Origin of the sequence: Bacillus luti (assembly GCF_001884105.1) — a bacterium.
Taxonomy (GTDB): domain Bacteria; phylum Bacillota; class Bacilli; order Bacillales; family Bacillaceae_G; genus Bacillus_A; species Bacillus_A luti.
Window position 1 is genome coordinate 16081 of the sequence record NZ_MACI01000031.1, and the last position, 26503, is coordinate 42583.

Consider the following 26503-nt stretch of genomic DNA (forward strand, 5'->3'; position numbering starts at 1 on the left):
CCACTGATGAAAACTTATAAATTAGAACATAAACCATTCCTAAAATAATTTTAAAAGCCTACTATTAGTTAAGTGGATAGTAGGCTTTTGTGTTTTAGAGAATAAGATTCAATGATTTTATTATTGCAAAACAGTAAGTGTTTTAACATTTACTTATATGATAACAGGCCTTTTACTCTGTTACAAAAGAAACCACACAAAGCGTTCTGTTTCTTTGTTACTTCTTTTTATCCCGCGTTAACGGACAGTAAAACTCCAACCTCAAAATTCAGTTGGAGCAAAGAAGTTAGGTGGGAGATCAACTGTCCGTAAACGTCCGATTGGTTCAACTAATAATCAGTGGGGGATGAACAAAACCCCCACTGATTAAAGTTTCACTTTATACCCCGCAAAATATTTTGTTATTCAATAATTCCAATTTCTAGAGCCTTTTGAACAGCTTCTTCTTTGTTACGGACTCCTAGCTTTGTATAAGCTGTGGAAGCATAATTTCTGACCGTACCATTCGATAAATATAATCTTGATGCTATGGTAGTGTATCGAAGTCCTTTTGCTACTAGTTGCAATATTTCAATCTCTCTAGCCGTTAACTCATAAGCGGTTGCTTTTGATTGTGGTGTCTCTTTTTGCTCATCAAACTTCTCGAATATTTTGTGAGACATTCCCTGATCAATCAGTGTCCCACCTTTGTGAATAAGTCGAATCGTATTAGCTAGCTCCAACGTTTCAATAGATTTAAGTAAAAAACCATCCGCACCGTTGCGAAGCGATTCCAACGCCTGTTCGGTATCCTGAAAAGTTGTAAAAATCAATACGCGGATATGTGGCCATTGTTGCTTAATCTTTTTGGTTGCTTCGACTCCATCCATGTGCTGCATATCTAAATCCATAAGTATAACATGGGGTTGAAGGCGCCCACACAAATCGATGGCTTGATTGCCATCCTCGGCCAAACCGACTACATTTAAATCTTCATATCTATTAAGTAGTGTCTTCAAACTTTCCCGAACAAATGGCTGGTCGTCTACAATTAACAAACGAATAAGTCCATCTTTTATTTCAGTTTGTCGCGGTATGGTACAGGTAACAAGCATTCCTTCATCTGGCTTTGTATATACAGACAATTGACCTTGCAAATTCATTGCCCGCTCTTTCATCGCATTCATACCGAAGCCTTCCTGCCATTCTACATTTCCTTTTCCATTATCTTGAACTTCTAATCTCGTATATTGTTGTTCAAACTGCAATGTAACTATAATTTCAGTCCCCTGACCATGACGTACGGCATTCGTAAGGGACTCTTGTAAGCAGCGAATGAATGCGATCTTCGCTTGCCGAGACAATTCATATTCCTCTCCGTATGCCCGAAAACTTACGTTTACCTGAGCGTGCTCCTGAAATTCGGTTCCAAGATTTTGTAGAGATTGAATCAAGGAAGGCGATTGATACGGAGAATCCATTTGATGTAGGTAACCTCTCACGTCCTCGATGCTTTTACGTCCCATTTCAAGCAGAGAATCTAGCCTCTGTATACCCATTTCAGTAGCAAGTTCGGTACGCAACGTTTCCATTCCCATAATAATAGAAGTATAAGCGTGACCAACTGTATCATGAAGCTCGCTCGACAGCCTGTTCCGTTCTTCTGCCAGTGTAATGCGTTCAATCTGAGACATATATTGCTCAAGTAATGCGTTTTGTTTACGAATTGCTTCATTTTGCTTATGGTTGGCGATTAATAAATGAAAAGCGAAGCCCATTACATATGCGAATCCATAATAGGTGACCATAACCCAATAGCTATTACTTGGCGCAACCACATAAAAAATTCCAGTTGTTGTAAAAACTGTTGTTGGAGCTGTCCAATAATAGGACAAATGCTTACTATTTGCTGCAATAAGGAACACTGATATAAGAAAAATATTGTAAGCCTCTGGAAATAAAGAGGTTAAATATATACATAGTCCACCATAAAGCAATATTTCTGTGAATAAATAATATTTATAATTGAAAAGTAAGGCTACCCATGGAACAGAGAAGGCAATAATTTCCCAAAGAATAATAATCCAAAGTGGTAATGTTAAACCATCCTGAAAATTTAATGTAGCTAGGATGATAGACACACTAGTAAGTAGACGTATCCCTAACATAATCCAATCGTACCAAAACCAATACTTAACCATATCTAACAAGTCATTTACCCCCTAAGTAGCCTACCTTTTTACTTCCTATATTATAATTTAATCTTTCATGCCTATTATACTTTTAAATTTAAAACTGCGATACTACTCACAGACTGCAAACTTCTATTGATTTAGTTGCCGAATCATACTACGTGTATAGCCCCCAATTTTCTTTGTCAAACCATCGACTATTCTAATACTTATGGCGGTAAATACTATACCCATAAACATTACAAAGAGTGACTTAGCAAAAGTATCTATTTGTATGAATATAATATTCATATCGATGTATCGATATAGTAGTGGTGCCAACAGGAACATAAGTGGCATTACATAAAAAATGATTGCACTAATGAGACTGAAAATGCCAATCACAAATTTCTGCATTAACCAATAGATAGCAAACCAAGTGCGACGATCTGTAAGCACTAATTTCACCTGAGCCCAGTTCGATGTATCCATTGTTATACTTCTATCGTAAGAGTCGGTCGAAATATCTGTATAAATTTTCGTCTGTATGCGCTCGAATTGGATAAAGGGTGTGGTAGTCTGTAGTACGCGTATAACTAGTGGAATCCCAACTACTGTAAATGAAAGGGTGAAACTGAATAGCAGAGCTATTAGATAAAAACAAAAATAAAACAATCCTGTAACGAAAGTTAGCAATAAAAAATAACCATTCTGGATGAATCTTGATTTCATAAAGTTCATCGCTCCTATCTATGTAATAACCGAATCATACTGCTTTTTTTGTCATTCTCACTAGTGTAAAAGTGTCATATGACAGTTTTAAAAGATGTTAAAAAGGGGAGAGCAGCCTACTTCTGGTTAAAAGAGATGCTTTTATCCCGCTTTAATGGGCAGTAAGACCCCCACTGATTAAAGTTTCACTTTATTAATCCTCCACAAAACAATCCCGTTTTTGCATCTGCAAGAACGGGATTGTTTTGTACTTTTATTTAATATGAGATGGACTTGTTTTTCGAATATGAAAAATAATATCAAATTGCTCAAGCAATGATTTATCAAAGTATGCCGATTCGTTCGGGAAGATTTGTCCCCCTATACTTAGTAATGGTCTTTTTGCTTTAACCCATTTCTCCGCTTGTCCTTTAAGGTGACGGTTATCCAATAAAAACATGTTATATGGTACTTTCCCGAGAGTATAATTAAAGCTATTTACATTTTGTGGAATTTCACGAGTTGTAATCTTACCTCCAGTGGAAGGATCATATTCGCTGTATAAGGTGAAATTTCCCTCCGTAGTTGTACTACCAATTGTGACATAATTATTGTCTAAACGTTCCTTCAAAAATTGCCCCGCAACATAAGGGTATAATTTCTCATCGATAATTCCTTTAGCTATATGAATATTGTGTCCCCATACCATAGTTTTACCACCCAATGTCTCTTGTGCCCACATTGCATGATCGGCCAAGTATTGTTCGTGTAGCTTTATCATACTTGGATAGTCGTTAGGGAGCAGCATTGTGGTAAATTTCTCTATTGCACTCGCCGTTGCTTTAACCCAGATGTACTCGGATGGAATTATTTCTGTGTTGGGTTGCTCATTCTTATCTTTTAGTAATCGGGCTACTCTCTCAGCGTTTGCTTTAAACTTCTCTTTCTTTTCAGGAGCAAGTTTCATATATTCCTGTATACTTCCAGTAAAAGACGACAATTCTTTATAATTTTCTTCTACTTCTGCCAGCAAATCTGGTCGATGCAGCCTTACATAATCAATTACTTTATTAAAGCTACCTTGGTCCAACGCCTTTAAGTCGAGCCCAATAAATTGGATCTTTTTTTTATTGGATGGATCAGCATTATAATCTTTCATCCACTCAATCATGGCTATAATTTCATCAGTAGGATATAACAATTTTAAAAATTCCCTAGGGTTTCCTTTTCCTGTTTGGATATATTCATTTAGCTTTAAGCCGTTTCCCCAATCTTCTTCCATTGTGAAATTTGTAAAACCCATCTCAGTAACCAAATATTTCACAAGTCGAAACTTCATAGTGAAAATTTCAGAGCTTCCATGAGTATTCTCTCCTAATCCTACATATTGTGCGTTCCCAATCATTTTCTTAAGTGGTCTTAGATCATCAAATGGTTTTGACGGTTCTATCGTTTTTAATGGGATAGCCTGTGATTGTATTGATTTAACTATATTTTTTTGGACTGATTGATTTGAATTTTCGACTGCTACCGTTTGAGCGTTTCCTACTTCCACACATCCTGTGACTAATAAAGCTGTACTAACCATTGTAATTATTCTTTTCTTATTCATCTTTGCCACCTCAATTGAATTATTTTGATTCATGTACTTGCACGAATCAATTGCCTTAATTCAATTGTTATGTATTCCATATCATATTTTCTAGTTACATATTGTCATAAGGTTAAATTGACACAAGTCATAGGTTAATCATTACATTTTTGTACTATCGGCTATGACAACTTATAAATAATAATTACATTGATGAGTCGCAAGTAAGACTAGATTATGAATTTGGGAGGAGTTTTAAAGATGAATGATCTGTCTGCCAAAATATTTTCATTCTAAGTTGTATCTGTGGAAATGACAAGAAGTGAATTCGATAAACAAGTGAAGTAAAGGGGAAGGGCGGATGACAATGATATTACATGTAAAATCGTTCCACAATAAAGATAAAATCCAACGTGCTAAAATAGGGCTTCAACTCTTTCTGAGTATCTTAATCATTACTTCTATCATCCTAAATGTATTAGTAATAATTACTAAAAGTATGCCGCTTATTGTGGTATATATGTTTATCCCAGCATTTTCTTCTATTTTAACTCGCATAATACTGAAAGAAGGATTTAAAGATGTATCTTTTAGTCTCGGTAACTTAAAGATATGGAAGGGGATTGGTCTTGCTCTGTTAATACCTATGATAATATGTGGAATTACTTATTCTATCGCTTGGTTGAGCGGAATTGCGAGGTTTCAGTATCCCGAAGGTGGGATGTTAGAACCAATCTACAATATACTTGGACTTCAGTATTTACCGGCACCATTCAGTTTCATTTATCTAGTAGTATTGAGTGGCGTTTTAGGAAGCTTGCTTAACTTAATCCCAGTTATGGGAGAAGAAATGGGTTGGCGAGGTTATATGCTCACAAGGCTAGTCGATGCAGAGTTTTCACGGCCTATCCTTATTAGTGGATTGATTTGGGCAACGTGGCATGTTCCAATTGTTATTGCTGGTCTATATGTAGAGGGGTCATCTGTCCTACTTTCAGTACTTGGCATCTATTTTTGTATTGTACCATTCAGTTATATTACAGCTTATTTACGACTTACCACAGGTAGCGTTTGGCCTTCGGTTATCATCCATACCACTTGGAATGCCATTATTCAAGGACCTTTCGCACGTGCAAGTACAGGATATCAAACTGAGATTTGGATTGGAGAATCTGGCTTGATAACCGCTATTATTATCTTAATTACTGCAATAATTACGTCTCGAATAGTAAATCTTACTAAATAGCATACGGATGTGTTGTAAATTCAATTAGTGAAATATGACGAGGCGAAATAAGATGCCCCTAAAAATATTAGAAAAATATAGTTAAATCATGCATAAATATCATAATTAGTCACATGTTATACGAAAAAACGGATTTGATGAGATTACTAGAAGAAGTTCAATAACTTCAATCGTAAAAAGATAAAAAAGGAGCGAAAATACGCTCTTTTTTTATTTACCGTACTATTTTTAGGAGGTTAGTATGAATAAGGGGTGAATAAATAATGAATATCATTTTCAATTATAAAAATTCATTAAATATTTTTATGGAATATATGTGAAATGTTGTATAGAATAAACAAGTATGCCAAAAAATACAGGAGGAAAGTTGTGAAGAAAAATAAGAGTGTAGTAAGTTTTTTAGGAGTGTGTATTATGCTGTTTTCTTTTTGTTTTCAAGGGAATGTACAGGCAGATGTAAATACTGTTCAGTCTGGAAAAATAAAAGCAGGAAACGTAACGGTATGGGAAGTTGGAAATGTAGCGAAAGTGTTAGCGGATGTAGAACGCTTAAACTTAAATACAGTAAATGTACCAATTCAAGTTGATATTCCGAATGTAACTTCTACTAATATGGTAATTAATCAGGCGCAAAAGAAACAGGCTATTATTTTAATTCAAGAATTATTAAAGCGTAATATTCAAGTTATAGTGGAACCATTTCCATTCATTCAACAAGGAAATGTAGGAGAGACGGAATGGAATCCAAGTAATATTAATGATTTCTTCTGGAATTGGAAAACGGTTGTACTGCAGGATATTTTTAATTCCATTACTAGTAAATACAATGTGTATGGACTCAAGATTGCTTCTAATTTCGTGAATATGGAATATGCAGAAGGATACTGGAGCGATACGATTGATTTTGTTCGTAAGCAGTATAAAGGAAATGTTTTGTATCAAATGAATTGGTGGTTAACAGCAAGCTTTGATCCTTCATACGAAGCGAAGTTTGTTGAGAAAATAAACCGCCCGTATTTAAAGAAGGTAGACATTGTTAGTATCGATAGTTGGTTTGAAGTTTCAGGAAGTAGAAATCCGTCGTACGAAGAAGTGAAGCAAAGTTTATTTGCGACGACAGTATATAATCGTGGACAAAATGTTGTGCAGCAATTGGAACAATTACATAAAGCAACTGGGAAGCCTGTTTACTTTGGTGGATTTAACGTTCCAGCGCGTGAACTTGGCTTACAAAACCCGTGGAATCCAGACGTTTCAAATGTGTTTTCAAAAGATGTGCAATTAAATGGATGGCGTGCTTACCGAGATGTATTAGAACCGAAACCATACTTTAAAGGTTTTTCTATTTGGTTTATTGGCTCTAATAATAGTACGCATGCGTATCAAATCCATAGTAAAGAAGCAGAGGCAGTTATTAACGGTTGGTACCGAAAATAATTTTTATTAAATAGGTAAGTTTTGAATTTTGCCACATATATTTCTAGTGAAAGGCCTTTCACCATCTTATCACCTAGGGGGCAATCATAATGAAATTTTTGTCTTACCTTACAGTAATTTTGGTGATTCTTGGCGGTTTGAATTGGTTATTTGTAGCGTTAGATTACAATGTAGTTGAGAAATGGTTTGGTTCAATGCCGGCGCTTGTGGACACTATTTATTGGCTCTTTGGTCTTTCTGCTATTTATCAAATTTTTGATCGGTTCTTTACGAACAATTAGCTATTATTCTATTATTACTAGAGTGTTAAGTACGATTATGTACTTAACACTTTTTTGTGTATTTATAAAGTAAGCATCAAATATTTCCCACCTACAATTTGTAAATAACCTATGGTGTAATCTCCGTACATACTACATATGGAGTTTTTTGGGGATTTATAGTTATAACATCTTATATTTTGTTTATAATTGTAAATAGTTATTCGAATATTATTTCTTTTTTTATAAATAAAAAGGAAAAATAATGCAACTTTTTAACGCGCTTATTCGTGTTATATATGAAAGGAGGAGGGGGATGGAAATTGAAGAAATATATAAGGTTTATATAAACGATGTGTACCGGTATTTATTTTCCCTTTCTCGTAGCCATCATGTAGCGGAGGACTTGATGCAGGAGACTTTTTATCGGGCGTATCTTTATCTAGAAGACTATGAAAACCAAAAGGTAAAATCATGGCTTTTTAAAGTGGCGTATCATACGTTTATTGATTTTGTTAGGAAAGAGAGAAAAGTGTCTTTTGTAGGAACGGAGGAATTAGAGACAATACAAGCAGTTGAATCTACAGAAGAGTATGTAGTCGCAAAAAATAGTTATGAAAAATTAATTCAGATTATTCATACTTTACCTGTGGTAGAGGCACAAGCTGTTTTATTATGTGATGTACATCAATTAACGTATGAAGAGGGTGCTTCTGTATTAGATTTAAAGTTAAACACGTATAAAAGCCACATATTTCGTGGGAGAAAGAGATTACAACAATTGTTAAAGGAGGAAAAGAGTCAAAATGACAAATGATAAACCTCATTCTGAACAAGAAGATTATCAAGACTTGTTGCAAGAAGCTCTTCATCAAAGGCCTGCATCTCTTCCTGATGGAAAACAGGAGCAAGTGTTGAAAATAGGGAAAAAAAGAGCTCGTATTACGAACGTTTTAATTGTATTTACTTTTTTATTACTGATTCAACCTATTTTATATATATCTACGCTCTTATACTACGTATTTGCACCTACAAACGCAATGGAGATACGAAATGTAGTACAACAAACGATAAGTGTAACGGAACCAAATGTATTTATGAAAGAAAGAGACATGGAGCAAACATTGTTACCGCTTAGTTTACAATTGAATTTTGATTTGTATAAAAGGGTTGGAAAGAAAGATATTCGAATAGGCGAAGAGAAAACATATTATTTATTAAGTAAAGTGGCGAAAGTAAGCCGCGAATATACAACAGATGAAAAAATTCCAGAAGTCCCATATGTAGATAACGAGGTGTTGTCTCATCCTAATAATTATAATACGTCTTATAATAGTAGCGATGAAGCGCAAGTATTAAAAGGTCTTCCGCAAGAATCTGTTGTAGAAGCATTTGTATCTTTTAGAGAATTATTAAGTGTACAAGAGGTAACGAATATGTTTCCTACTATTGATATCGTCTGGTATGCCGTTAATACAGGATTAGAGGAGAAGCAAAAGAATGATGAGGGTATGTATGTTGCACCGATTGGATTTCCAGCAGATATGATTTCAAATCTAGGTGGTCCATTTTCAAGTGATTCACCTCATGAGGAACAATTTATTGGTGTGTTAAAGTCATTACAGAAGCATGAAGATTTAGCGGTGAAGCTATCTAGAGCGAAAACATTAGAGTTGTCAAAGCGTATTTCTTTTCTTGAAAAAAATGGGGTAAAAACATACGGGGCAGTTGTAACTGGCCCTAAAGGTGAAGTTGAAAAATTGATGAGTCATGAAAAAGTTAGAAATTTGAAAGTAGGTGAAGCGAGATTATGGAATTGGCATTCTTAAAAAAAAGAAAGAATCATAGTTATAAACAGGAAACATGGATGGGGACTATTTCATTAATTATTGCCTTTCTAGCGTTATTGTATTTGAACATTACATTGCTTAGTCAAGAAACATTTATAGGCGAAGGTTTTCGGGAAATAGTTGGAGTTGGATTGTTATGTTCAGTCGTAGGCATGATCACAAAAAGAAAAAGTCGAAAATATGCATTGTGGGCATGTAGTTTATTTGTTTTTATGATACTGTTTGCAGTATTTGGATTTATGTTAGGTTGGATGATAAGCTTTGGACCGTAAATATGTGGGAAAGAGCGAATGGAGATTCGCTCTTTTTTTATGTGTGAAAAGTAAAATAAATAAGAGAAGAACTTATCAAATTTGAAAGGAGAGCAGTATACGTTTTGAATGTTGTTGTGTTGATATGTTTTTTTGTTCCCGTTATAAAAAATATATTGGCACTTGCAAGCGATTCCATTGCCTCTTACGCCGTAATATTAGAAAAGAAATTGACCGTGTCTTGTATTGTGGGGTATAATTCAGAAAGTTTAAAAAATAAAAGATGAGAAATAGGGAGGTCATCCGGGTGATGGAGAGAGTGTATAATTTTTCAGCAGGACCATCAATACTCCCTTTGCCAGTTTTAGAGAAAGTGCAAACGGAGCTTGTAAATTATAACGGGACAGGCATGTCAATTATGGAAATGAGCCATCGATCTTCTTATTTCCAAAGTATTATTGATGAAGCGGGTAGCTTACTTCGTGAATTAATGAACATTCCTGATGAGTATGAAGTATTGTTTTTACAAGGCGGTGCTTCATTACAATTTTCTATGATACCGCTGAATTTAATGAATACGCATAAAAAAGCAGGGTACGTATTGACTGGCTCATGGTCTAAAAAGGCGATGCAAGAAGCAGAAAAAGTAGGGGAAGTACAAGTAATTGCTTCTTCTGAAAAAGAGAAGTTTACTACGATTCCGAAACTGGATAGTTTACTAGGCGATGAAAAACTAGATTATGTACATATTACAACAAACAACACAATTGAAGGAACAAAATATGTGGACATTCCATATGTAGAAGAAGTGCCGCTCGTTGCGGATATGTCTTCAAATATATTATCAGAACGATATGATGTTTCGAAGTTTGGTCTCATATATGCGGGAGCGCAAAAGAATTTAGGACCAGCGGGCTTAACAATTGTGATTATAAAAAAAGATTTAATTGGCGGGGCAGACCGAGTTTGTCCGACAATGTTAAACTATGAAACTTACAGTAAAAATAACTCCTTATATAATACACCGCCATCCTTTAGTATTTACGTTACGAAACTTGTACTAGAGTGGCTAAAAGAGCAAGGCGGAGTATCTGCGATTGAAGAACAAAATAGAATGAAATCGTCACTTCTTTACAATTTCTTAGATGAATCTAAATTGTTTACTTCACCAGTTGATCCTACGTATCGATCACTTATGAACATTCCGTTTACAACATCGTCAGAAGAACTTAACAATCAGTTTTTACAAAAAGCGAAAGAACGCGGCCTTGTTACACTAAAAGGACATCGCTCAGTCGGTGGTATGCGCGCTAGTATTTACAATGCGATGCCAGTAAGCGGCGTACAGCAATTAGTAAATTATATGAAAGAATTTGAGCTTGAGAATAGATAGGGAGATGGGGATATGTTTCGTGTTCAAACGTTAAATCAAATTGCAGAAAAAGGTTTGCAAGTTCTTGGTGGAGAGCGTTATGAAGTAGGGGACCATATTGACCATCCAGATGGTATTTTACTTCGCAGCTATTCTTTACATCAAGAAGAGTTTTCAAAAGATTTAAAGGCGATTGCAAGAGCTGGTGCAGGGGTAAATAATATTCCTGTCGAGCGATGTACAGAAAAAGGGATTGTAGTATTTAACACGCCAGGGGCAAATGCCAATGCAGTAAAGGAACTCATTATCGCGAGTCTTATTATGTCTTCACGTAACATTATTAATGGCGTAAGCTGGACGAAAAATTTAGAAGGTGAAGAAGTACCTCAGCTTGTTGAATCAGGAAAAAAACAATTTGTTGGATCAGAGATTGCTGGGAAGCGTCTAGGGGTTATCGGCCTTGGCGCAATCGGTGCTTTAGTGGCAAATGATGCGTTAGCGTTAGGAATGGACGTTGTCGGATATGATCCTTACATTTCAGTTGAAACAGCGTGGCGCCTTTCTACACATGTGCAAAGAGCATTTAGCCTTGATGAAATTTTTGCAACATGTGATTATATTACCCTTCATATTCCTCTTACAAATCAAACGAAGGGGATTATTGGCGAACACGCTGTAGAGAAGATGAAAAAAGGTATGCGTCTATTTAATTTCTCTAGAGGAGAACTTGTAGATGAAAAGGTTCTTCAAAAAGCGTTAGAAGAAGATGTTATTACACATTACGTAACGGACTTCCCAAATGAAAATGTGATAAAGATGAAAAACGTAACAGCGACGCCTCACCTTGGTGCATCTACGTCTGAATCGGAAGAAAATTGTGCGATCATGGCAGCGCGTCAATTACGTGAATATTTAGAGACAGGAAATATTCGTAATTCAGTAAACTACCCAAACGTCGAACTACCGTATATCGGTAAGAAACGAATTACAATTATGCATCAAAACGTTCCGAACATGGTAGGTCAAATTACAGGATGTTTAGCAGAACATCATATTAATATTGCAGATATGATAAATCGTAGTAAACATTCTTGGGCGTACACAATGATTGATATTGATAACGGAATTGATGATATAATAAAAGAGAATATTGTGGAAAATATAAGCAAAATTACAGGTGTTGTAGCCGTTCGAATGATTGTGTAAAGGAGAGAGGGAATTGGCAAAAATCCGACCGTTTCGGGCCATTCGTCCAGTAGAAGGTAAGGCATTGCAAGTTGCAGCTTTACCGTATGACGTATTAAATAGTGAAGAGGCAAGAGAAGTTGTGAAAGGAAATCCGTATTCTTTCTTACACGTTGATAAAGCAGAAATTGATTTAGATTCGGCACTTTCACCATACGATGATCGCGTATATGAAAAAGCAGGTGAAAATTTAAATCGTTTTATACGAGAAGAAGTGTTCATTCAAGATGAAGAGCCAGCACTATACATTTATGAATTGACGATGCAAGGAAGAACACAGTCAGGTCTTGTCGTTTGTACATCGATTGATGAGTATGAAGATGACACAATAAAAAAACATGAAAGAACACGTCATGAAAAAGAACTAGATCGCATTCGTCACGTAGATGTGTGCGATGCAAATACAGGTCCTATCTTTTTAACGTACCGTACAAAAGATGAAGTGAAGCATTTAATTAGTAGCTGGAAAGAGGAACATGCGCCAATCTATACATTTACAGCAGAAGACGGCGTTAGGCATGTTGCATGGAAGATTGCAGATGAAGAAGTAATTACGACTTTAGTAAACGCATTTGAAGATATTCCGAATTTGTACATTGCAGATGGACATCACCGCTCCGCATCGGCTGCAAAAGTAGGACTTATGCGAAGAGAACAATATCCGAATTACACAGGAGAAGAAGAATTTAATTTCTTCCTATCAGTGTTATTCCCTCAAGATGAATTATCCATTTGGGATTATAACCGAGTTGTGAAAGACTTAAACGGATTATCAGAAGAACAGTTTTTAAAGCAAATCACGCAATATTTTTATGTAGAAGAAGCAAATGTTTCTCCGTATAAACCGAATGAGCCGAAAACATTTGGTATGTATATAAACGAGAAATGGTATAAGCTCACTGTGAAAGAGGAAACGTTTGATGCGAACGATCTTGTGAAAGGTTTAGATGTGTCTATTCTGCAAGACCATCTATTAAGCCAAGTACTTGAAATACATGATCCGCGATCTGATTCACGCGTCGATTTTGTAGGCGGAATACGCGGGTTAGAAGAACTAGAGCGTCTTGTGAACAGCGGTGCATATAAAGCAGCGTTCTCATTATATCCAACATCAATGGAAGATTTATTAGCAATCGCAGACGCCGGGGAAGTTATGCCACCAAAATCAACGTGGTTTGAACCGAAGCTGCGCAGTGGGTTGTTTGTACATTCATTAAAATAAATAGACTTCTTTAGATTGAAAAACCGAAATGATTTTTAGTTTCGGTTTTTCTTATTTTAAAAGTGCTTTTGAGGAGGGGGATTAATGAAATTGCAAGTAGGGGAGAAAATCACTTTTGAGCGAACGTTTACGCAAGAGGATGTTGCGTTATTTACCGAAGTATCTAAAGATGAAGGTGTTCATCATGTTACACCAGATGAGCAGGGGAGATTTGTTGTACAAGGACTTTTAACATCAACGCTACCTACAAAAATTGGTGGTGATTATAACGTACTAGCTCGCAAAATGGATTTTGAATTTTTACGTCCTGTTTTTAGCGGTGATACAATTCGTTGTGACGTAACCATTGACCAATTTGAACTTGATGAAAAAAATCGCACGAAAATTATTGCGATGTTTACATGTAGGAATCAACTTGAAAAGGAAGTAATGAAGGGGAGTTTTTCGGGGATTATTCTTTAATTTCTAGGAAAAGTAATGAATAAGCTCGTCAACAAAAAGGACATTCCTAGTATTACAAGAAATGTCCTTTCCACTAAATTATAGGATATTTTGCTAAAATTTAAACTCTAAAATTAGTTTACTGGTTTGACCTGTAAACTGATAATTATAGGCCCCTCTCAGACTTTCTAAGTTACCGGTAGCTTTGATAATTGTTCCTGGGGAATCTAAATTTCCTTTATCAAATATTCCTTGCTCTATAGCTGTAAATGTCCCTTGTTGCCCCTTATAAATTCCTTCAAAGTGTAAAAATCCAGAAATTTTAGCAGTAGCCAAGTGACCATCATCTATATTTGAGTCTAAATAATATAATAAGTATTCAACAAAAGCTTTTCCTTTTAATTCACCATCAATATCATATTCAACATGGGCAATATTAATAGGGAAATCTTTTCTAGTATCATCGAGTAGTTTTTCATCCCATTTACTTACTGTAAATGTTACTTCCATACACGTAAATCCCCCTTAATTATTAGATAAGTAATCTCCGTCCAATTATATACTTTGAAAAAGTATAAATTCACAGTCATATCTCATAGGAGTGTTTTTATCCCGCGTTAACGGACAGTAAAACTCCAACCTCAAAATTCAGTTGGAGCAAAGAAGTTAGGTGGGAGATCAACTGTCCGTAAACGTCCGATTGGTTCAACTAATAATCAGTGGGGGATGAACAAAACCCCCACTGATTAAAGTCTCACTTTATTTGAGTCCTGCCATATCGCTATCAAGCTAATAAAAGATGTAGGATCAGGAAACATAATTATAAAACTTATGGCTCTACTTATTTAAAGTTTCCCTTTACTCCACGCCACTTTCCAAAATAGAGAAAGATCCATGTTCACAATCAATTTCCGCCATCGCGCCGTAAGGTAAAATAAACTTCGGCTCAGTATGACCAAAATTTAAATTATAAAGAATCGGCAAATCTTCTAAATGATGTTCCTTCATAACCAGCAGTATTTCATGTTTATATTCTTCATAATATTGTTCATCTTTCGGTTTACCGAAGATGATACCTTTTGCTTTTTGCAGAATACCTTGCGCTGCATAATTTCGTAACCAATATTTTATATAACTTGGCTCTGGATGATCTTCAGAGGTTTCAAAGAAAAGGATACTATTCTCCCAATGTTTTTTCTCAGGCCAAAGTTCCGTTCCTTTTGCAAATTCCAATACTTCTATACATCCACCAATTAAACGCCCTTGTACAGTCGTAGAGCCTTGAAGTACCTCATATCCATTGTTTTGCTGCATCGTACGCTTTGTATTTTTATTTATTTCTATCCATTCTAACCGCTCACTCGTCCATTCATGAGCTGGTTGAATTTCGCCAATCGTTTCATTGGAAAAGAGCGTTCGATTTACCATTTCAATTGTATATGGATCCATCTCTACATTTTCGGCAAAGTCGGTCAAAATTGCTGGACCGTATAAAGAGGAAAGACCTGCTTTATGACAAAATAAATGTGAAATAGTAACGTCAGAGTACCCCATGAAAATTTTCGGGTTGTCACGTATCACATTAAAATCAATATGAGGAAGTAAACGGATGCTATCTTCACCGCCAATATTTGCGATAATTGCTTTCACGCGTGTGTCTTTAAATGCAGTCATTAAATCTTCCACACGAGCCTGTGGATTGTTATAAAGGTATTCGCTACCTTTTAAACTATTTGGCATAGGAATAACCGTAAGACCAAAAACTTCTTCTAATCGCTTTACTCCCTGTTCGTAACGCCATCTTATGTCAGAATCACCTGCGCCTCCCCACGAAGGACTTACTGTCGCCACAATATCTCCTGCCTGTAATCGCTTTGGTTTTTTTAACATGTTAACTCCGCTCCTACATAATGTAATGGACTACGATTATACAAACCGTAGCATTGAAAAAATATGATGCATCACATTAATTTCTTCGTCATCAATCCGTTTACCTGCTGATATTCAAGAATTCAATCTTAGTGTTGAATATAGGAATAACCGATTTATATTTAAAAATTACAGTATGCAACATTGCATAAGAAAGAGGGTTGCTATTTCTTTTAACCTGTAACTATAATGGTTACAGGTTGGTCGTATCCAATCAAAAAAATAAAATCATCATGAATGGAGATGTTTCATAATGGGTATGAAAAAATTAATTTTAGCAGGTGCTTTAGGTATCGCAGCATTATCGGGAACGAATTTATCAGGATTAGAACTGTCAAAGGCGAGTGCAGCTTCTATTGAATCGAATTTCTCGACGTTAGAAGGACGAGTAGTAGAAGTAGATAACGGTGTGATTGTAGTAAAATCTAAGCAATATGAAGAACCTGTTAGTGTGTATATAGATTCCCTTTCAAACGTGAAAGTAGGAGACGAAGTAAAAGCTACTGGATCTATGATGCGTAATTTTACAGAATATATGGTTGCAACTGCAGTTGAAAATACAACAAACAAGTTAGGTATGCACATGAAAGAAGACGGTTCGCCTGATTATGTGATTGGAGAAGTATCAAAAATAGGAACGATGGAAGATGAAGGAGACGGTGCTACTAAATATGTCGTAGTTAAGTATCCAGCGCTAAACGGGAAGAAAGTTATTATTGATGTTTTCTTAACGAAAGGACAAGTATTTCATACGGGTGAGAAAGTAAAAATTGATATGAAGTATGTGGGCTGGGGCGGAAGTTCTATTAACTGGAACACAACGGACAACATTGAAAAAGTTTATGAGGTAAAGAGCAACGTTGAAAATAATGAGGATGTTTGGATTTGGTCTTAATTAGAATTCTGTAATTAACAAATGTATCATGCAGTACCCATCGAATGGTCATATGTATGACAATTTGATGGGTATTTTTTGTTTTGCGTTTTTTTGAGAATATCGGATTTCCGATTAGAATATGATGTTAACACTGGAGAGAAGGTGAAAAAAACAATATGGAAAGAGGTGTCTAAGGATGGAGCAAGATGAGAATTATTTACGAGCTAAAAAAAGGGTGGAGAATTTACAAGCGTTTTATATTCATTTAACGGTGTATATACTAGTGAACTTAATGCTTTTTATTATAAATATAAGCTCTGATTCCAGTAAATTATGGTTTTTATATCCACTTGCAGGTTGGGGGATCGGTATCGTTATACACGGTTTGACAACTTTTCCAGTTGGAATATTCGGAAAAGAGTGGGAAGAACGAAAGATTAAAGAATATATGGAGAAAGATAAGTGAATTTGTTTTGGAATGTATGAATATAAAATTATATAGTAATTATCTTTTAGAGCATAGTATGTTTAAAAAAACAACTTAAATTTGCTGGAGAAAGGTTCATTTTGATCAATCTTTGTTCAAGATGAATTTTTTGTTTTTTTAGTTGTATATGTATTTCTTCCTATAAACTGTAGGGGTTTTCCTTACAGTTTATTTTACATGCTGATGAATCCATATTTTGTGTTGAATAGAGAAAATAGTTAAATATTGCTTCTTGAAAGCACGTTTTTTTACACATACGATTAATACGTATAGAAGGCATCTTTATATAATCTTTATATAAATTTCTCTTTATCTTTCTATAAATATGAGATTATCTAAATATGAAGGAACTAAACTCTCCTTAGAAAGAAGTGAGGAGAGGTATTTATGAAATATATTAGTAAAGAAACATTTTGCTTATTAACGATTGCAGGGCTTGGAATATGTATTGGCATGTCAAATAGTGATGGCCCTACAATTGCTAAAAAACAACCTGCGGTAGCAAATGAAGTGAAACAAAAATCAGAAGTAGAAAAAATGAGTAATGTATCTGTAGAATCCGTAAATGAAGTAGTAGCTGAAAATGTACCTATAGAACAAGAAAAAGAGATTGTAAGGCCATTAGATGTGCCGCTAATTTTACAAAAGCCAGAATTGATGCGCGGTTGTGAAGTAACGAGCCTTGTTATGGTATTACAGTTTTCTGGCGTGCAAGTTGATAAGATGGAACTTGCTTCGAAAATTAAATATGTACCTTTTCAAAGTAATGGTTTAAAAGGTAACATGCACAAGGGGTTTATTGGTGATATGGCTACTTTTGATAAACCAGGACTTGGTGTTTATGTGGAGCCAATTTTAGAATTGGCAAAGTTATATGTTCCAGATGAAAAAGTGATGGACCTAAGTCACAAAGAACCTGAACAAATTTATGAAGCGATAGATGAAGGACTCCCTGTATGGGTATTAACAAATGCTCGATTTAAACCACTACCAGATAGTGAATTTTACACATGGAGAACAGATACAGGGGAAATGAAAGTGACATACCATCAACATAGTGTCGTTGTGACGGATTACGATGAACAATTTGTATATATTAACGATCCACTAAAGACGGACAAACATAGAACGATTAATCGGAAGGATTTTGAACAATCTTGGATTCAAATGGGGAGACAAGCGATGACTATTTCGATTTAAAGTGAACGTAGATTGGGTGAGAATAGAAATGAAAAAAGTTTTAATCATCGAGGATGAAAAAATTATACGAGAGACTGTGGCACATTATTTCTCGCATGATGGATATGAAGTGGTAACAGCAGAAGATGGCCAAATTGGATTGGAATTGTTTGCTGCACATGATCATGATATCAGTTTAGTTATTTTAGATATAATGCTGCCGGTAATGGATGGATGGTCGGTTTGCAGACGTATTCGTAAGAACTCTAATGTTCCTATTATCTTATTAACGGCTCGAAGTGATGAGGATGATACATTACTTGGATTTGAACTAGGGGCAGATGATTATGTAACGAAACCATTTAAACCAGCTATTTTACTAGCGAGGGCAAAGCGTTTATTCAAAGAGACGAATCAAATTGTACAATTTCAGGACTGCATTGATTTATGTGGTATTCGCTTAGATAAGTCGGCACGTTCTGTTTCGATAGATGGACAAAGGGTAGAGTTTACACATACAGAGTATGAAATTTTACAATCTTTAATGCAGCATAAGGAACAAGTATTAACGAGAGAACAATTAATCACGAACATTTGGGGATATGATTATGATGGAGATGATAAAACATTAACGGCACATATGCGTAATGTACGTGTGAAACTCGGTAAGAAAGCAAAGCACATCACTACAGTAATTCGTACAGGATATAAGTTTGAGGTAGAAATAGAATGAGAAAGAAAATTGTATTTCAATTGTTTTCCCTTACATTTTTATTATGCTGCATGATCATCGCTGTTATATTTTTGGGACAAATGTATGTAACGAAATACTTGTATATAGACAAGGAAAAAGAAAGTGTGCAAAAACAATTACAACAGTATGAGAAGTACTATGAGTCTCATTCACAGGATGAGAAGAAAATGCAAAATATCGAAGAGAAGTATGCGAATCAGCAAGGCATTATGATTGCAAGGCTAGATAAAGAAGCAAATATTAAAATGTTGCCATCAGGGGATTATTATCTAAAGGTGGCAGATAGAAAAAATCCTGAAAAAATTTCTAAAGTTGTGTTTAACAATTTTATGAATTCAAAAGAATTTATTGATACTGATTTTAGTATTATTATAACGAGTTTCATTGATAAAATATCAAATGTCGCTGTTATGGATATAGCTAGTAAGGATTTGAATAGGGAAATAATTATTCCAATGAGCATGAGAATAAAAGGATATGATACCAGCTTTGTTTCTTCAAACTATTATCAGATACGGAAAAATACGTTGCGTGGAAATAAAGAGGGACATCAACTAATAATAGATGATGGGATGAAGACGCTCCATTATTTAGAAGGAATTATAAAAGAAATAAGTATGCCTAATTATACAAATCCTGATACTATTACCACTTTGTATAACAATGATGTTTTTGCGAAACGAATTTTAAATTTTCAAGCTGAATGGATATCAGATAAAGTGAAGTTGGAAGAACAAGGTTGGACACAAAATGAAATCCACATCAATGGGATTCAATATATTGAAACGATAAAACCAATAATAAAAAACGGTCAAGTGCAAGAAATCGTATATACTTTATCATCTTTACAACCACTTACAAAGGCAACTGAATTAATGAGTGATTATTATATATACATCATAGCATTTGTGTTAGTTCTATCGCTTATTGTGTCTTTCTATTATTCAAGAATCATTACAAATCCGTTACTAAAAATTAATAAAGCGACGAAAAAGATTATGGAATTAGAGTTTCAAAATAAACTCTCGATCAAGTCTAAAAATGAAATTGGCGAACTTTCCTCTAATATCAATCTGCTTGCAGAAAGAATGGAAGGATATATCAATCAGTTAAAAGAAGACTTAGAAAAAGAAAAGAAATTAGAACAGACAAGAAAAGATTTTATTGCTGGTGTTTCACATGAATTGAAGACACCACTTAGTGTCATGCAAGTATCTGCATCGATGCTACAGGATGGGATTGCGCCTGAAATGAACCAATATTATTGGGAAGCATTAGAAAAAGAGATAGAGAAAATGAATGTACTTATAGATGAGATGCTTAATTTGGCTAAATATGAATCAGGAACGTATCAAATACAAATGGATCCAGTAAATATAGTGGATTTGATTCAGCAGGCTGAAAAAGATTTACACGGTCAAATTGATGAGAAATTATTGCAAATCAATTTGAATTTTGATGATGTACGTGTTAAGGGAAAGGCAAATTTATTGGAACAAGTTATAACAAATTTGTTCACAAATGCAATTCGTTATACAGATGCGAAACAAACGATCGTAATAGATATAAAAGAGGAAGTAGATGGCGTATATATAGGGTTTGAAAATAAAGGATCACATATTGCAGAAGAAAATATAGAGAAAATATGGGATCAATTCTATAGGGTGGATAAATCAAGAAAACGAGTATGCGGTGGAACGGGACTTGGTCTTTCGATTGTAAAAAACATATTAGAATTACATGATGCAGAGTACGGTGTAAATAATACTGAGGATGGGGTATTGTTCTACTTCCGTTTAGAAAAATGCGATAGAAAACAGTAAGGTAAAGATCTTAGAGGGGATTTACATTCATATAAATCGTTTAAAAAGAAACAAAGATGCGAATTCTATTCTATGACTTCGTATCTTTGTTTTTTGTTCAAATTTTGTGTGAGTCAGCTTATATACAAATACAGAATAATGTTTGATTGAAACCTTATATTAAAATAAAAATAAACCACTGTTCGATTTGAATATTCCACGATATAATGGTGAGAGTTTATGACAGAATAAATATTTACATAAGAAGTGAGGTACTGTATGAAAAAAAGAACGACAGACATTATTTTTATTATTATCGGTGCATTTCTTTTTGCGTTAGGTGTCAATTTGTTTGTTATTCCGAATGAGTTTGGTGAGGGCGGGGTAACAGGTATCACAATTATTACGTACTATTTATTTGAGTGGTCACCAGGTTTAGTCAACTTAATTTTAAATGCGATTTTATTAATAGTTGGTTATAAATTTTTAAATAAGATCACAACAATTTATACGATTATTGCTGTAGTTACGAATTCATTGTTCCTTCATTTGACAGAAGGTTGGACGATTACTTCGGATGAAATGCTTGTAAATGCCATTTTTGGAGGAATATTTGTAGGGTGCGGTATCGGTCTAATTATTCGCGTTGGCGGAACAACTGCAGGTACTACGATCTTAGCGAGAATGACGCATAAGTATTTAGGCTGGAGCATTAGCTATGGTCTATTGTTCTTCGATTTAATCGTTGCGTTCTCATCTTATTTCATCATTGGTGCAGAAAAACTGATGCTGACAATTATTATGTTATATGTCGGAACGAAAGTGATGGAATTTGTAATTGAAGGTCTGAATCCGAAAAAGGCTATTACAATTATTTCTGATAATCCGGATGAAATTGCAGGGAAGGTGACAACCTTAATGGGCAGAGGGGTTACCGTGTATTCAGGTCATGGCTATTACACGAAAACGCCGAAGGACATTCTTTATGTTGTTATTAATAAGCAAGAAGTAGTGAAGTTAAAGCGAATTGTTCAAACTACGGACCCGGCTGCTTTCATCGCTATACACGATGTTCGTGATGTATTTGGAGAAGGATTTGTTGATATTTCTAAGGCATAGAAATTGTTTTTGATTAAAATAATCTTAATACTGAAACGTGAGAATCTATTTTGAATAATCTTTTTTCAAAATAGATTCTTTTTCTTTTTCTTTTTCTTGCAAAAAGGCCAATTGTTTCTTAATGTAAGGATGTAGAAGGATGAACGAGAGAGGGTTTAATGAAGATGATACATATTTTATTAGCTGATGATGATAAGCATATTAGAGAGTTATTGCATTACCATCTACAAAAAGAGGGGTTTAAAGTTTTTGAAGCGGAAGATGGAAAGGTAGCGCAAGAAGTATTAGAGAAGGAAAATATTCATCTTGCGATAGTAGACATTATGATGCCGTTTGTGGATGGCTATACGTTATGTGAAGAAATCCGGAAGTATCATGATATACCGGTTATTTTATTAACTGCAAAAGATCAGCTAGTCGATAAAGAAAAAGGGTTCGTTTCTGGTACGGATGATTATATTGTAAAACCGTTTGAACCAGCTGAAGTCATTTTCCGTATGAAAGCTTTATTGCGCCGTTATCAAATGCTGAGCGCTGACATTATTACGCTTCACGGAACGACAATTGATCGTAAAGGTGTTGAAGTAAAGTGTAACGGTCAAACGATTTTACTACCGCTGAAGGAATTTGAATTATTATCACAACTTGCTAGTTATCCTGGAAGAACATTCTCAAGAGAAGAGCTAATTGAATTAGTATGGGGAATGGATTTTGAAGGGGATGAACGAACAGTTGACGTTCATGTGAAGAGACTACGAGATCGATTTTCAAAACGAACAGATGATTTTCAAATTACAACGGTGCGTGGACTCGGTTATAAGTTGGAGTTGAAATAAAATGAAATCACTATATTCGAGATTTGTATTTATGACAGTCGGTATTATGCTGCTTAGTAGTATTATCGGCTTTTTATTAACGAACGTATATTATCAAGTGAAGTTAAAACCGTATAATAGTGAAAAGATTTTAACGTATGCTGAGGAAGTTAAATCGTTATATGAAAAGCAAAGTGAAGAGAATAAAGAAGCATACTTACAGTCTATTGCGAAATTGGGATATGAAATTTATATTGTCGATGATCAAAAGAATGGAAAGCGTATCGGCAATGCGTTTCGTAAGACGTCTATTAGTGATGATACCGTTCATAAAGTATTGAATGGCGAAACGTTTAATGGCGTTTCTACATATCCGACTCGCCTATTTATTACTGGTTTTTTCGATAATGAACTAATAAATAGTGTCGGTGTACCAGTGCAACACGGTGATAAACAGTACGCTTTATTTATTCGTCCTGACATTCAGAACCAATTTGGCGAGATGCGAATTTTCTTAGCTGTATTACTTGGATTTATCGTGTTATTAAGTATTATCTTTATAGCGATTGCAGCAGGTTATATCGTTCGTCCAATTCGTAAATTTACGAAGGCTACGCAAAAAATTGCGAGTGGTGAATATGAAATTGAATTAGACGTAAAGCGAAAAGATGAAATTGGTACGTTATCTACAAACTTTCAAAAGATGACGAAAAGTATAAAGGAACTAGATGAAATGAGACAAGAATTCGTTTCGAACGTTTCACATGAATTCCAGTCACCGCTTTCTTCCATACAAGGATTTTCGAAAACATTGCAAACAGAAAAAATGAGTGAAGAAGAAAGAAACCATTACTTACGAATTATTGAGGGCGAAAGTAAGCGAATGTCTAGTTTATGTAAACAGTTACTTACGCTAGCTTCTTTAGATAAAGAAGAGAAAGTATTACAAATAAAAGAATTCAATTTACAAAAACAAATTAAAGACGTCATTTTTATGCTCGAATGGAAATGGCGAGAGAAAGATATCGCTGTTGAGTTTGATGTGCCGGACATTACTATTCAAGGTGATGAAAACTTGCTTCATCAAGTATGGAGTAATATTTTTACGAATAGTATTAAGTTTTCAAACGATGCTGGAACGATTGAGTTTTTCGTGGAAGAGTTAGAGTCTAGTGTCATTATCTCTATATCCGATAACGGAATCGGAATGGAAAAAGAGGAAATGGAACGTATTTTTGATCGTTTTTACAAAGTAGATACGGCGAGAGCGAGAAACGTAGAAGGTAGCGGTTTAGGATTATCGATCGTACAAAAAATTGTTGAACTGCATCATGGAAACGTTTCGGTGTATAGTACGAAGGGGGAAGGGACTACTGTTCAGGTTGAGCTTCCTAAATAAATGCAAGGGAAGAGGCTGTTTGGAACGGTCTCTTTTTTGTCGGTAAGTCGATATAATCGAAAAATCGCTGATATATTATCACTTACGTGTAAAGTGATAAAAAGTTGTTTGAAAAATGCGAGTCAGTCTATTCCACAATTGGGCCATATTCTTGAATAACGATTAGTGATTAATTTGGATATCCATGTGAATAAATAGGGGTTGTGAAGGAATGTACTTATGGTAACAAGTCAGATTAGTTTAGGAAGGAATAGTATAAATAAAATGGAATAGTAAATAAATTGAACAACAGAATTTATAGAAAAATTATTTATCTTTTAGGCGTCAATTGTTTCAATACGAAAAAACTATTGGAAATGAGGGACTTTAAGATGACACACCCCGCATTAATAATGTACAAATACCACGTATGGGCAAATGGAGTGATAATTGATCGTTTAAAAGAACTACCACAGGACATTTATCATAAGGAAATTCAGAGTGGTTTTTCTTCGGTATCAAAGGTGTTGTCGCACATTTATCTTACAGATTACGCATGGTTTGACATTATATTAGGTAAAAGTATGAATGAAGCAATGGTGTCTACGAACCAATTGAGAGAACAGGTAGAAACGAAAAATATTGAGGAAATGAAAAAATTATTTCAAGACTTATCCGAACGAAACAAATCCCTTTTAAACAGTCAAGAAGATATTGATAAGTTGATAGTGGTGAATAACCCATATGCTGGGGTGCTTGAAACTTCTATTTCTGAATCAGTACTTCACGTTGTCACCCATGGTTCTTATCACCGTGGCAATATAGCTACCATGTTGCGGCAAATGGGGCAAACCTCCGTTATGCAAGATTTTGGACTTTACCTATATTCAAAATAAAACAGAGTTACTCAAGCGCAAATCTCCTTTAAATGGTTCCGTTTTTAAACCGGTGCGTTAGTCAAAAGGAAACAGGCAGCAATCAAAATCATCATCTTGGTTTTCCACAAATGGGCGCTATTGTTGAATAAAACTTAGATATTCAAACGAATTTATTGTTATATTTTTAACCCCGTCCCTAATTTAAAACGGGGTTATGTTTGTTCTGTTATAAAGCCGCACCTTTCCCGCGTTCTTCTTTAAACCGAACCCCAAAAGTATCCGCTGTAATCTCATCAGCTTTCGGCAATGCCCGTAATTTCGGATGAATTAGCCATACGAGAGAAATGAAGAAAATCCCTATGCTAGCGAGTGCGAAAATGAGTTGGCTACTAAATACATTTGCGGTGTATCCGCCAATTAAAGAACCAAAAGGCATCGCAATTGTGCCCATACTTCGCATGACTGAGTTGATGCGTCCAATATATTGATTTGGAATTACAAGTTGACTAATTGTCGCAAATAATATATTGGTTGCACCAATCGGTACCCAAGCTAGGCCAAATAAGAAAATAGATAACCATTGAAACGGTACAACCGTAGAGAGAAACCAAAAGATAGCACCAGTCGCAAAGCCAATAATAGAGACATGGCCAACGTTATGTTTGCCAACCCATGAACTGAATAGCGCTCCAATTAAACTACCTGCTGATATAGCGGCTAAGAAGAAGCCGTATGATTTCACGCCGCCTAAAGAATCAGCGAAAGAAGGGAGTATTGCCATCGTCATACCGATTGAAAAATTGGCAACAACGGAACCGATTAAGAATACGCCCATTAAAGAACGAAAGACGATTGAAAAACCTTCTTTTAAATCAGAGAAATATTGTTTAGTTGAAAGTGAGGTGCTCGTTTCTGTTTGGTTTGGCATTTTTAATGAAAAGAACAAAAGGGCAGTAATCGCGAATGTAAAAGAGTCGATTACATATAAAGTAATGGCGCCAAATAGTGCTACTAATATTCCAGAAAGAGTCGTGCAAATTAAATCAATGCCTTGATATGCAAATGAGAAGAGTGAATTTCCTTTTAATAATTGTGTTTTATGCAGTAGAAGTGGTAAAGCTTTCGATTGTGCGGGATAGGCGAATTGTTCGATAAAGGCTACGATTGGCATGATGATAAGTAGTAGTTGTACTGTTAATAGGTCGAAGTAGTGTGTAATAGGAATGATTAATATAAGAATGCATTGCAAAACTTGTGTGATAACGAGGGTGTTTTTAATGGACCATCTATCAACGAATGGACCGGTAAGAAATTGTAATGCAGAAGGTAATAACGTAAGAAAACCTGCTAATCCAGAATAAAAAGGATTACCACTCAGCTTATATACGAGCCACATCGCCGCTACATAATACAAACTATCTCCTATGTTTGTGAAAATTCTTCCTAAAAATAATAAGAGGAAATTCCGGTTTTTCAATATGTCCATTTAATCTACTCCTTTATAAAAAT

At 35.1% G+C, this 26503-nt stretch carries 25 protein-coding genes; 19 read left to right on the top strand and 6 right to left on the bottom strand.

The window, feature by feature from the left end:
- Positions 1 to 401 precede the first annotated feature (401 nt).
- The 3 genes from BAQ48_RS07580 to BAQ48_RS07590 all read right to left on the bottom strand — a co-directional run bounded on the left by BAQ48_RS07580 (position 402) and on the right by BAQ48_RS07590 (position 4473).
- Entirely contained in the window at positions 402 to 2189 is a 1788-nt protein-coding gene (locus BAQ48_RS07580; protein WP_071710597.1) for a helix-turn-helix transcriptional regulator, read from the bottom strand.
- 114 nt (positions 2190 to 2303) lie between these two features.
- Entirely contained in the window at positions 2304 to 2882 is a 579-nt protein-coding gene (locus BAQ48_RS07585) for a sensor domain-containing protein (protein WP_071710598.1), read from the bottom strand.
- 253 nt (positions 2883 to 3135) lie between these two features.
- Entirely contained in the window at positions 3136 to 4473 is a 1338-nt protein-coding gene (locus BAQ48_RS07590; protein WP_071710599.1) for an erythromycin esterase family protein, read from the bottom strand.
- A gap of 346 nt (positions 4474 to 4819) precedes the next feature.
- Between BAQ48_RS07590 and BAQ48_RS07595 the strand changes: the two genes are divergently transcribed.
- From BAQ48_RS07595 to BAQ48_RS07640, 10 genes are all read left to right on the top strand, one after another.
- Entirely contained in the window at positions 4820 to 5698 is an 879-nt protein-coding gene (locus tag BAQ48_RS07595) for a CPBP family intramembrane glutamic endopeptidase (RefSeq protein WP_071710640.1), read from the top strand.
- 369 nt (positions 5699 to 6067) lie between these two features.
- A complete protein-coding gene (locus BAQ48_RS07600) occupies positions 6068 to 7135 on the top strand; it encodes a glycoside hydrolase family 113 (RefSeq protein ID WP_071710600.1) in 1068 nt (355 codons plus the stop codon).
- 89 nt (positions 7136 to 7224) lie between these two features.
- The gene (locus BAQ48_RS07605; RefSeq protein ID WP_000670802.1) at positions 7225 to 7416 is read left to right on the top strand and encodes a DUF378 domain-containing protein; all 192 of its coding nucleotides are present in this window, start codon (positions 7225 to 7227) and stop codon (positions 7414 to 7416) included.
- 295 nt (positions 7417 to 7711) lie between these two features.
- Positions 7712 to 8212 (top strand): sigma-70 family RNA polymerase sigma factor, encoded by a 501-nt coding sequence (locus tag BAQ48_RS07610; protein WP_071710601.1) that lies wholly within the window; start codon positions 7712 to 7714, stop codon positions 8210 to 8212.
- Complete coding sequence (locus tag BAQ48_RS07615; protein ID WP_071710602.1) at positions 8202 to 9224, top strand: anti-sigma factor; 1023 nt, start codon at positions 8202 to 8204, stop codon at positions 9222 to 9224. Before BAQ48_RS07610 ends, BAQ48_RS07615 begins: the two co-directional genes overlap by 11 nt.
- Positions 9206 to 9517: a hypothetical protein gene (locus BAQ48_RS07620; RefSeq protein WP_071710603.1), complete on the top strand. Its 312-nt coding sequence runs from the start codon at positions 9206 to 9208 to the stop codon at positions 9515 to 9517. The genes BAQ48_RS07615 and BAQ48_RS07620 overlap by 19 nt, the downstream gene beginning before the upstream one ends.
- 289 nt (positions 9518 to 9806) lie before the next feature.
- The gene (gene serC / locus BAQ48_RS07625; protein WP_071710604.1) at positions 9807 to 10889 is read left to right on the top strand and encodes a 3-phosphoserine/phosphohydroxythreonine transaminase; all 1083 of its coding nucleotides are present in this window, start codon (positions 9807 to 9809) and stop codon (positions 10887 to 10889) included.
- A 12-nt stretch (positions 10890 to 10901) separates the two neighbouring features.
- On the top strand, positions 10902 to 12074 hold the full coding sequence (locus tag BAQ48_RS07630) for a 3-phosphoglycerate dehydrogenase family protein (protein WP_071710605.1): 1173 nt from the start codon (positions 10902 to 10904) through the stop codon (positions 12072 to 12074).
- A gap of 13 nt (positions 12075 to 12087) precedes the next feature.
- Entirely contained in the window at positions 12088 to 13335 is a 1248-nt protein-coding gene (locus tag BAQ48_RS07635) for a DUF1015 domain-containing protein (RefSeq protein ID WP_071710606.1), read from the top strand.
- Between the two features lie 84 nt (positions 13336 to 13419).
- Entirely contained in the window at positions 13420 to 13797 is a 378-nt protein-coding gene (locus tag BAQ48_RS07640) for a hotdog family protein (RefSeq protein ID WP_071710607.1), read from the top strand.
- Between the two features lie 93 nt (positions 13798 to 13890).
- Here the strand turns inward: BAQ48_RS07640 and BAQ48_RS07645 are convergent, their stop codons facing one another.
- Together BAQ48_RS07645 and BAQ48_RS07655 are read right to left on the bottom strand one after the other, a co-directional pair.
- Complete coding sequence (locus BAQ48_RS07645) at positions 13891 to 14286, bottom strand: DUF3224 domain-containing protein (protein WP_071710608.1); 396 nt, start codon at positions 14284 to 14286, stop codon at positions 13891 to 13893.
- Positions 14287 to 14634: 348 nt separating this feature from the next.
- A complete protein-coding gene (locus tag BAQ48_RS07655; RefSeq protein ID WP_071710609.1) occupies positions 14635 to 15666 on the bottom strand; it encodes a S66 family peptidase in 1032 nt (343 codons plus the stop codon).
- Positions 15667 to 15958: 292 nt separating this feature from the next.
- Here BAQ48_RS07655 and BAQ48_RS07660 point away from each other — a divergent pair, with 292 nt between their 5' ends.
- From BAQ48_RS07660 to BAQ48_RS07700, 9 genes are all read left to right on the top strand, one after another.
- Complete coding sequence (locus tag BAQ48_RS07660; RefSeq protein WP_071710610.1) at positions 15959 to 16600, top strand: ATP F0F1 synthase subunit alpha; 642 nt, start codon at positions 15959 to 15961, stop codon at positions 16598 to 16600.
- A 178-nt stretch (positions 16601 to 16778) separates the two neighbouring features.
- Positions 16779 to 17048, top strand: coding sequence for a 2TM domain-containing protein (locus BAQ48_RS07665; RefSeq protein WP_071710611.1), 270 nt, complete (start codon positions 16779 to 16781; stop codon positions 17046 to 17048).
- A 408-nt stretch (positions 17049 to 17456) separates the two neighbouring features.
- Positions 17457 to 18269, top strand: coding sequence for a C39 family peptidase (locus BAQ48_RS07670; protein WP_071710612.1), 813 nt, complete (start codon positions 17457 to 17459; stop codon positions 18267 to 18269).
- Between the two features lie 28 nt (positions 18270 to 18297).
- Positions 18298 to 18981 carry a response regulator transcription factor gene (locus BAQ48_RS07675; protein WP_071710613.1) on the top strand — a complete coding sequence of 228 codons (684 nt, stop codon included), beginning with the start codon at positions 18298 to 18300 and terminating at the stop codon, positions 18979 to 18981.
- A complete protein-coding gene (locus BAQ48_RS07680) occupies positions 18978 to 20825 on the top strand; it encodes a sensor histidine kinase (protein ID WP_071710614.1) in 1848 nt (615 codons plus the stop codon). Before BAQ48_RS07675 ends, BAQ48_RS07680 begins: the two co-directional genes overlap by 4 nt.
- Before the next feature lie 258 nt (positions 20826 to 21083).
- Complete coding sequence (locus BAQ48_RS07685; RefSeq protein ID WP_071710615.1) at positions 21084 to 21923, top strand: YitT family protein; 840 nt, start codon at positions 21084 to 21086, stop codon at positions 21921 to 21923.
- A 158-nt stretch (positions 21924 to 22081) separates the two neighbouring features.
- The gene (locus BAQ48_RS07690; protein ID WP_084064465.1) at positions 22082 to 22759 is read left to right on the top strand and encodes a response regulator transcription factor; all 678 of its coding nucleotides are present in this window, start codon (positions 22082 to 22084) and stop codon (positions 22757 to 22759) included.
- A 1-nt stretch (position 22760) separates the two neighbouring features.
- Positions 22761 to 24137: a sensor histidine kinase gene (locus tag BAQ48_RS07695; protein WP_071710617.1), complete on the top strand. Its 1377-nt coding sequence runs from the start codon at positions 22761 to 22763 to the stop codon at positions 24135 to 24137.
- A 371-nt stretch (positions 24138 to 24508) separates the two neighbouring features.
- Complete coding sequence (locus BAQ48_RS07700) at positions 24509 to 25012, top strand: DinB family protein (RefSeq protein WP_071710618.1); 504 nt, start codon at positions 24509 to 24511, stop codon at positions 25010 to 25012.
- 208 nt (positions 25013 to 25220) lie between these two features.
- On the opposite strand, the gene BAQ48_RS07705 is transcribed toward BAQ48_RS07700, so the two are convergent.
- A complete protein-coding gene (locus BAQ48_RS07705) occupies positions 25221 to 26480 on the bottom strand; it encodes an MFS transporter (protein WP_071710619.1) in 1260 nt (419 codons plus the stop codon).
- Positions 26481 to 26503: the final 23 nt, after the last annotated feature.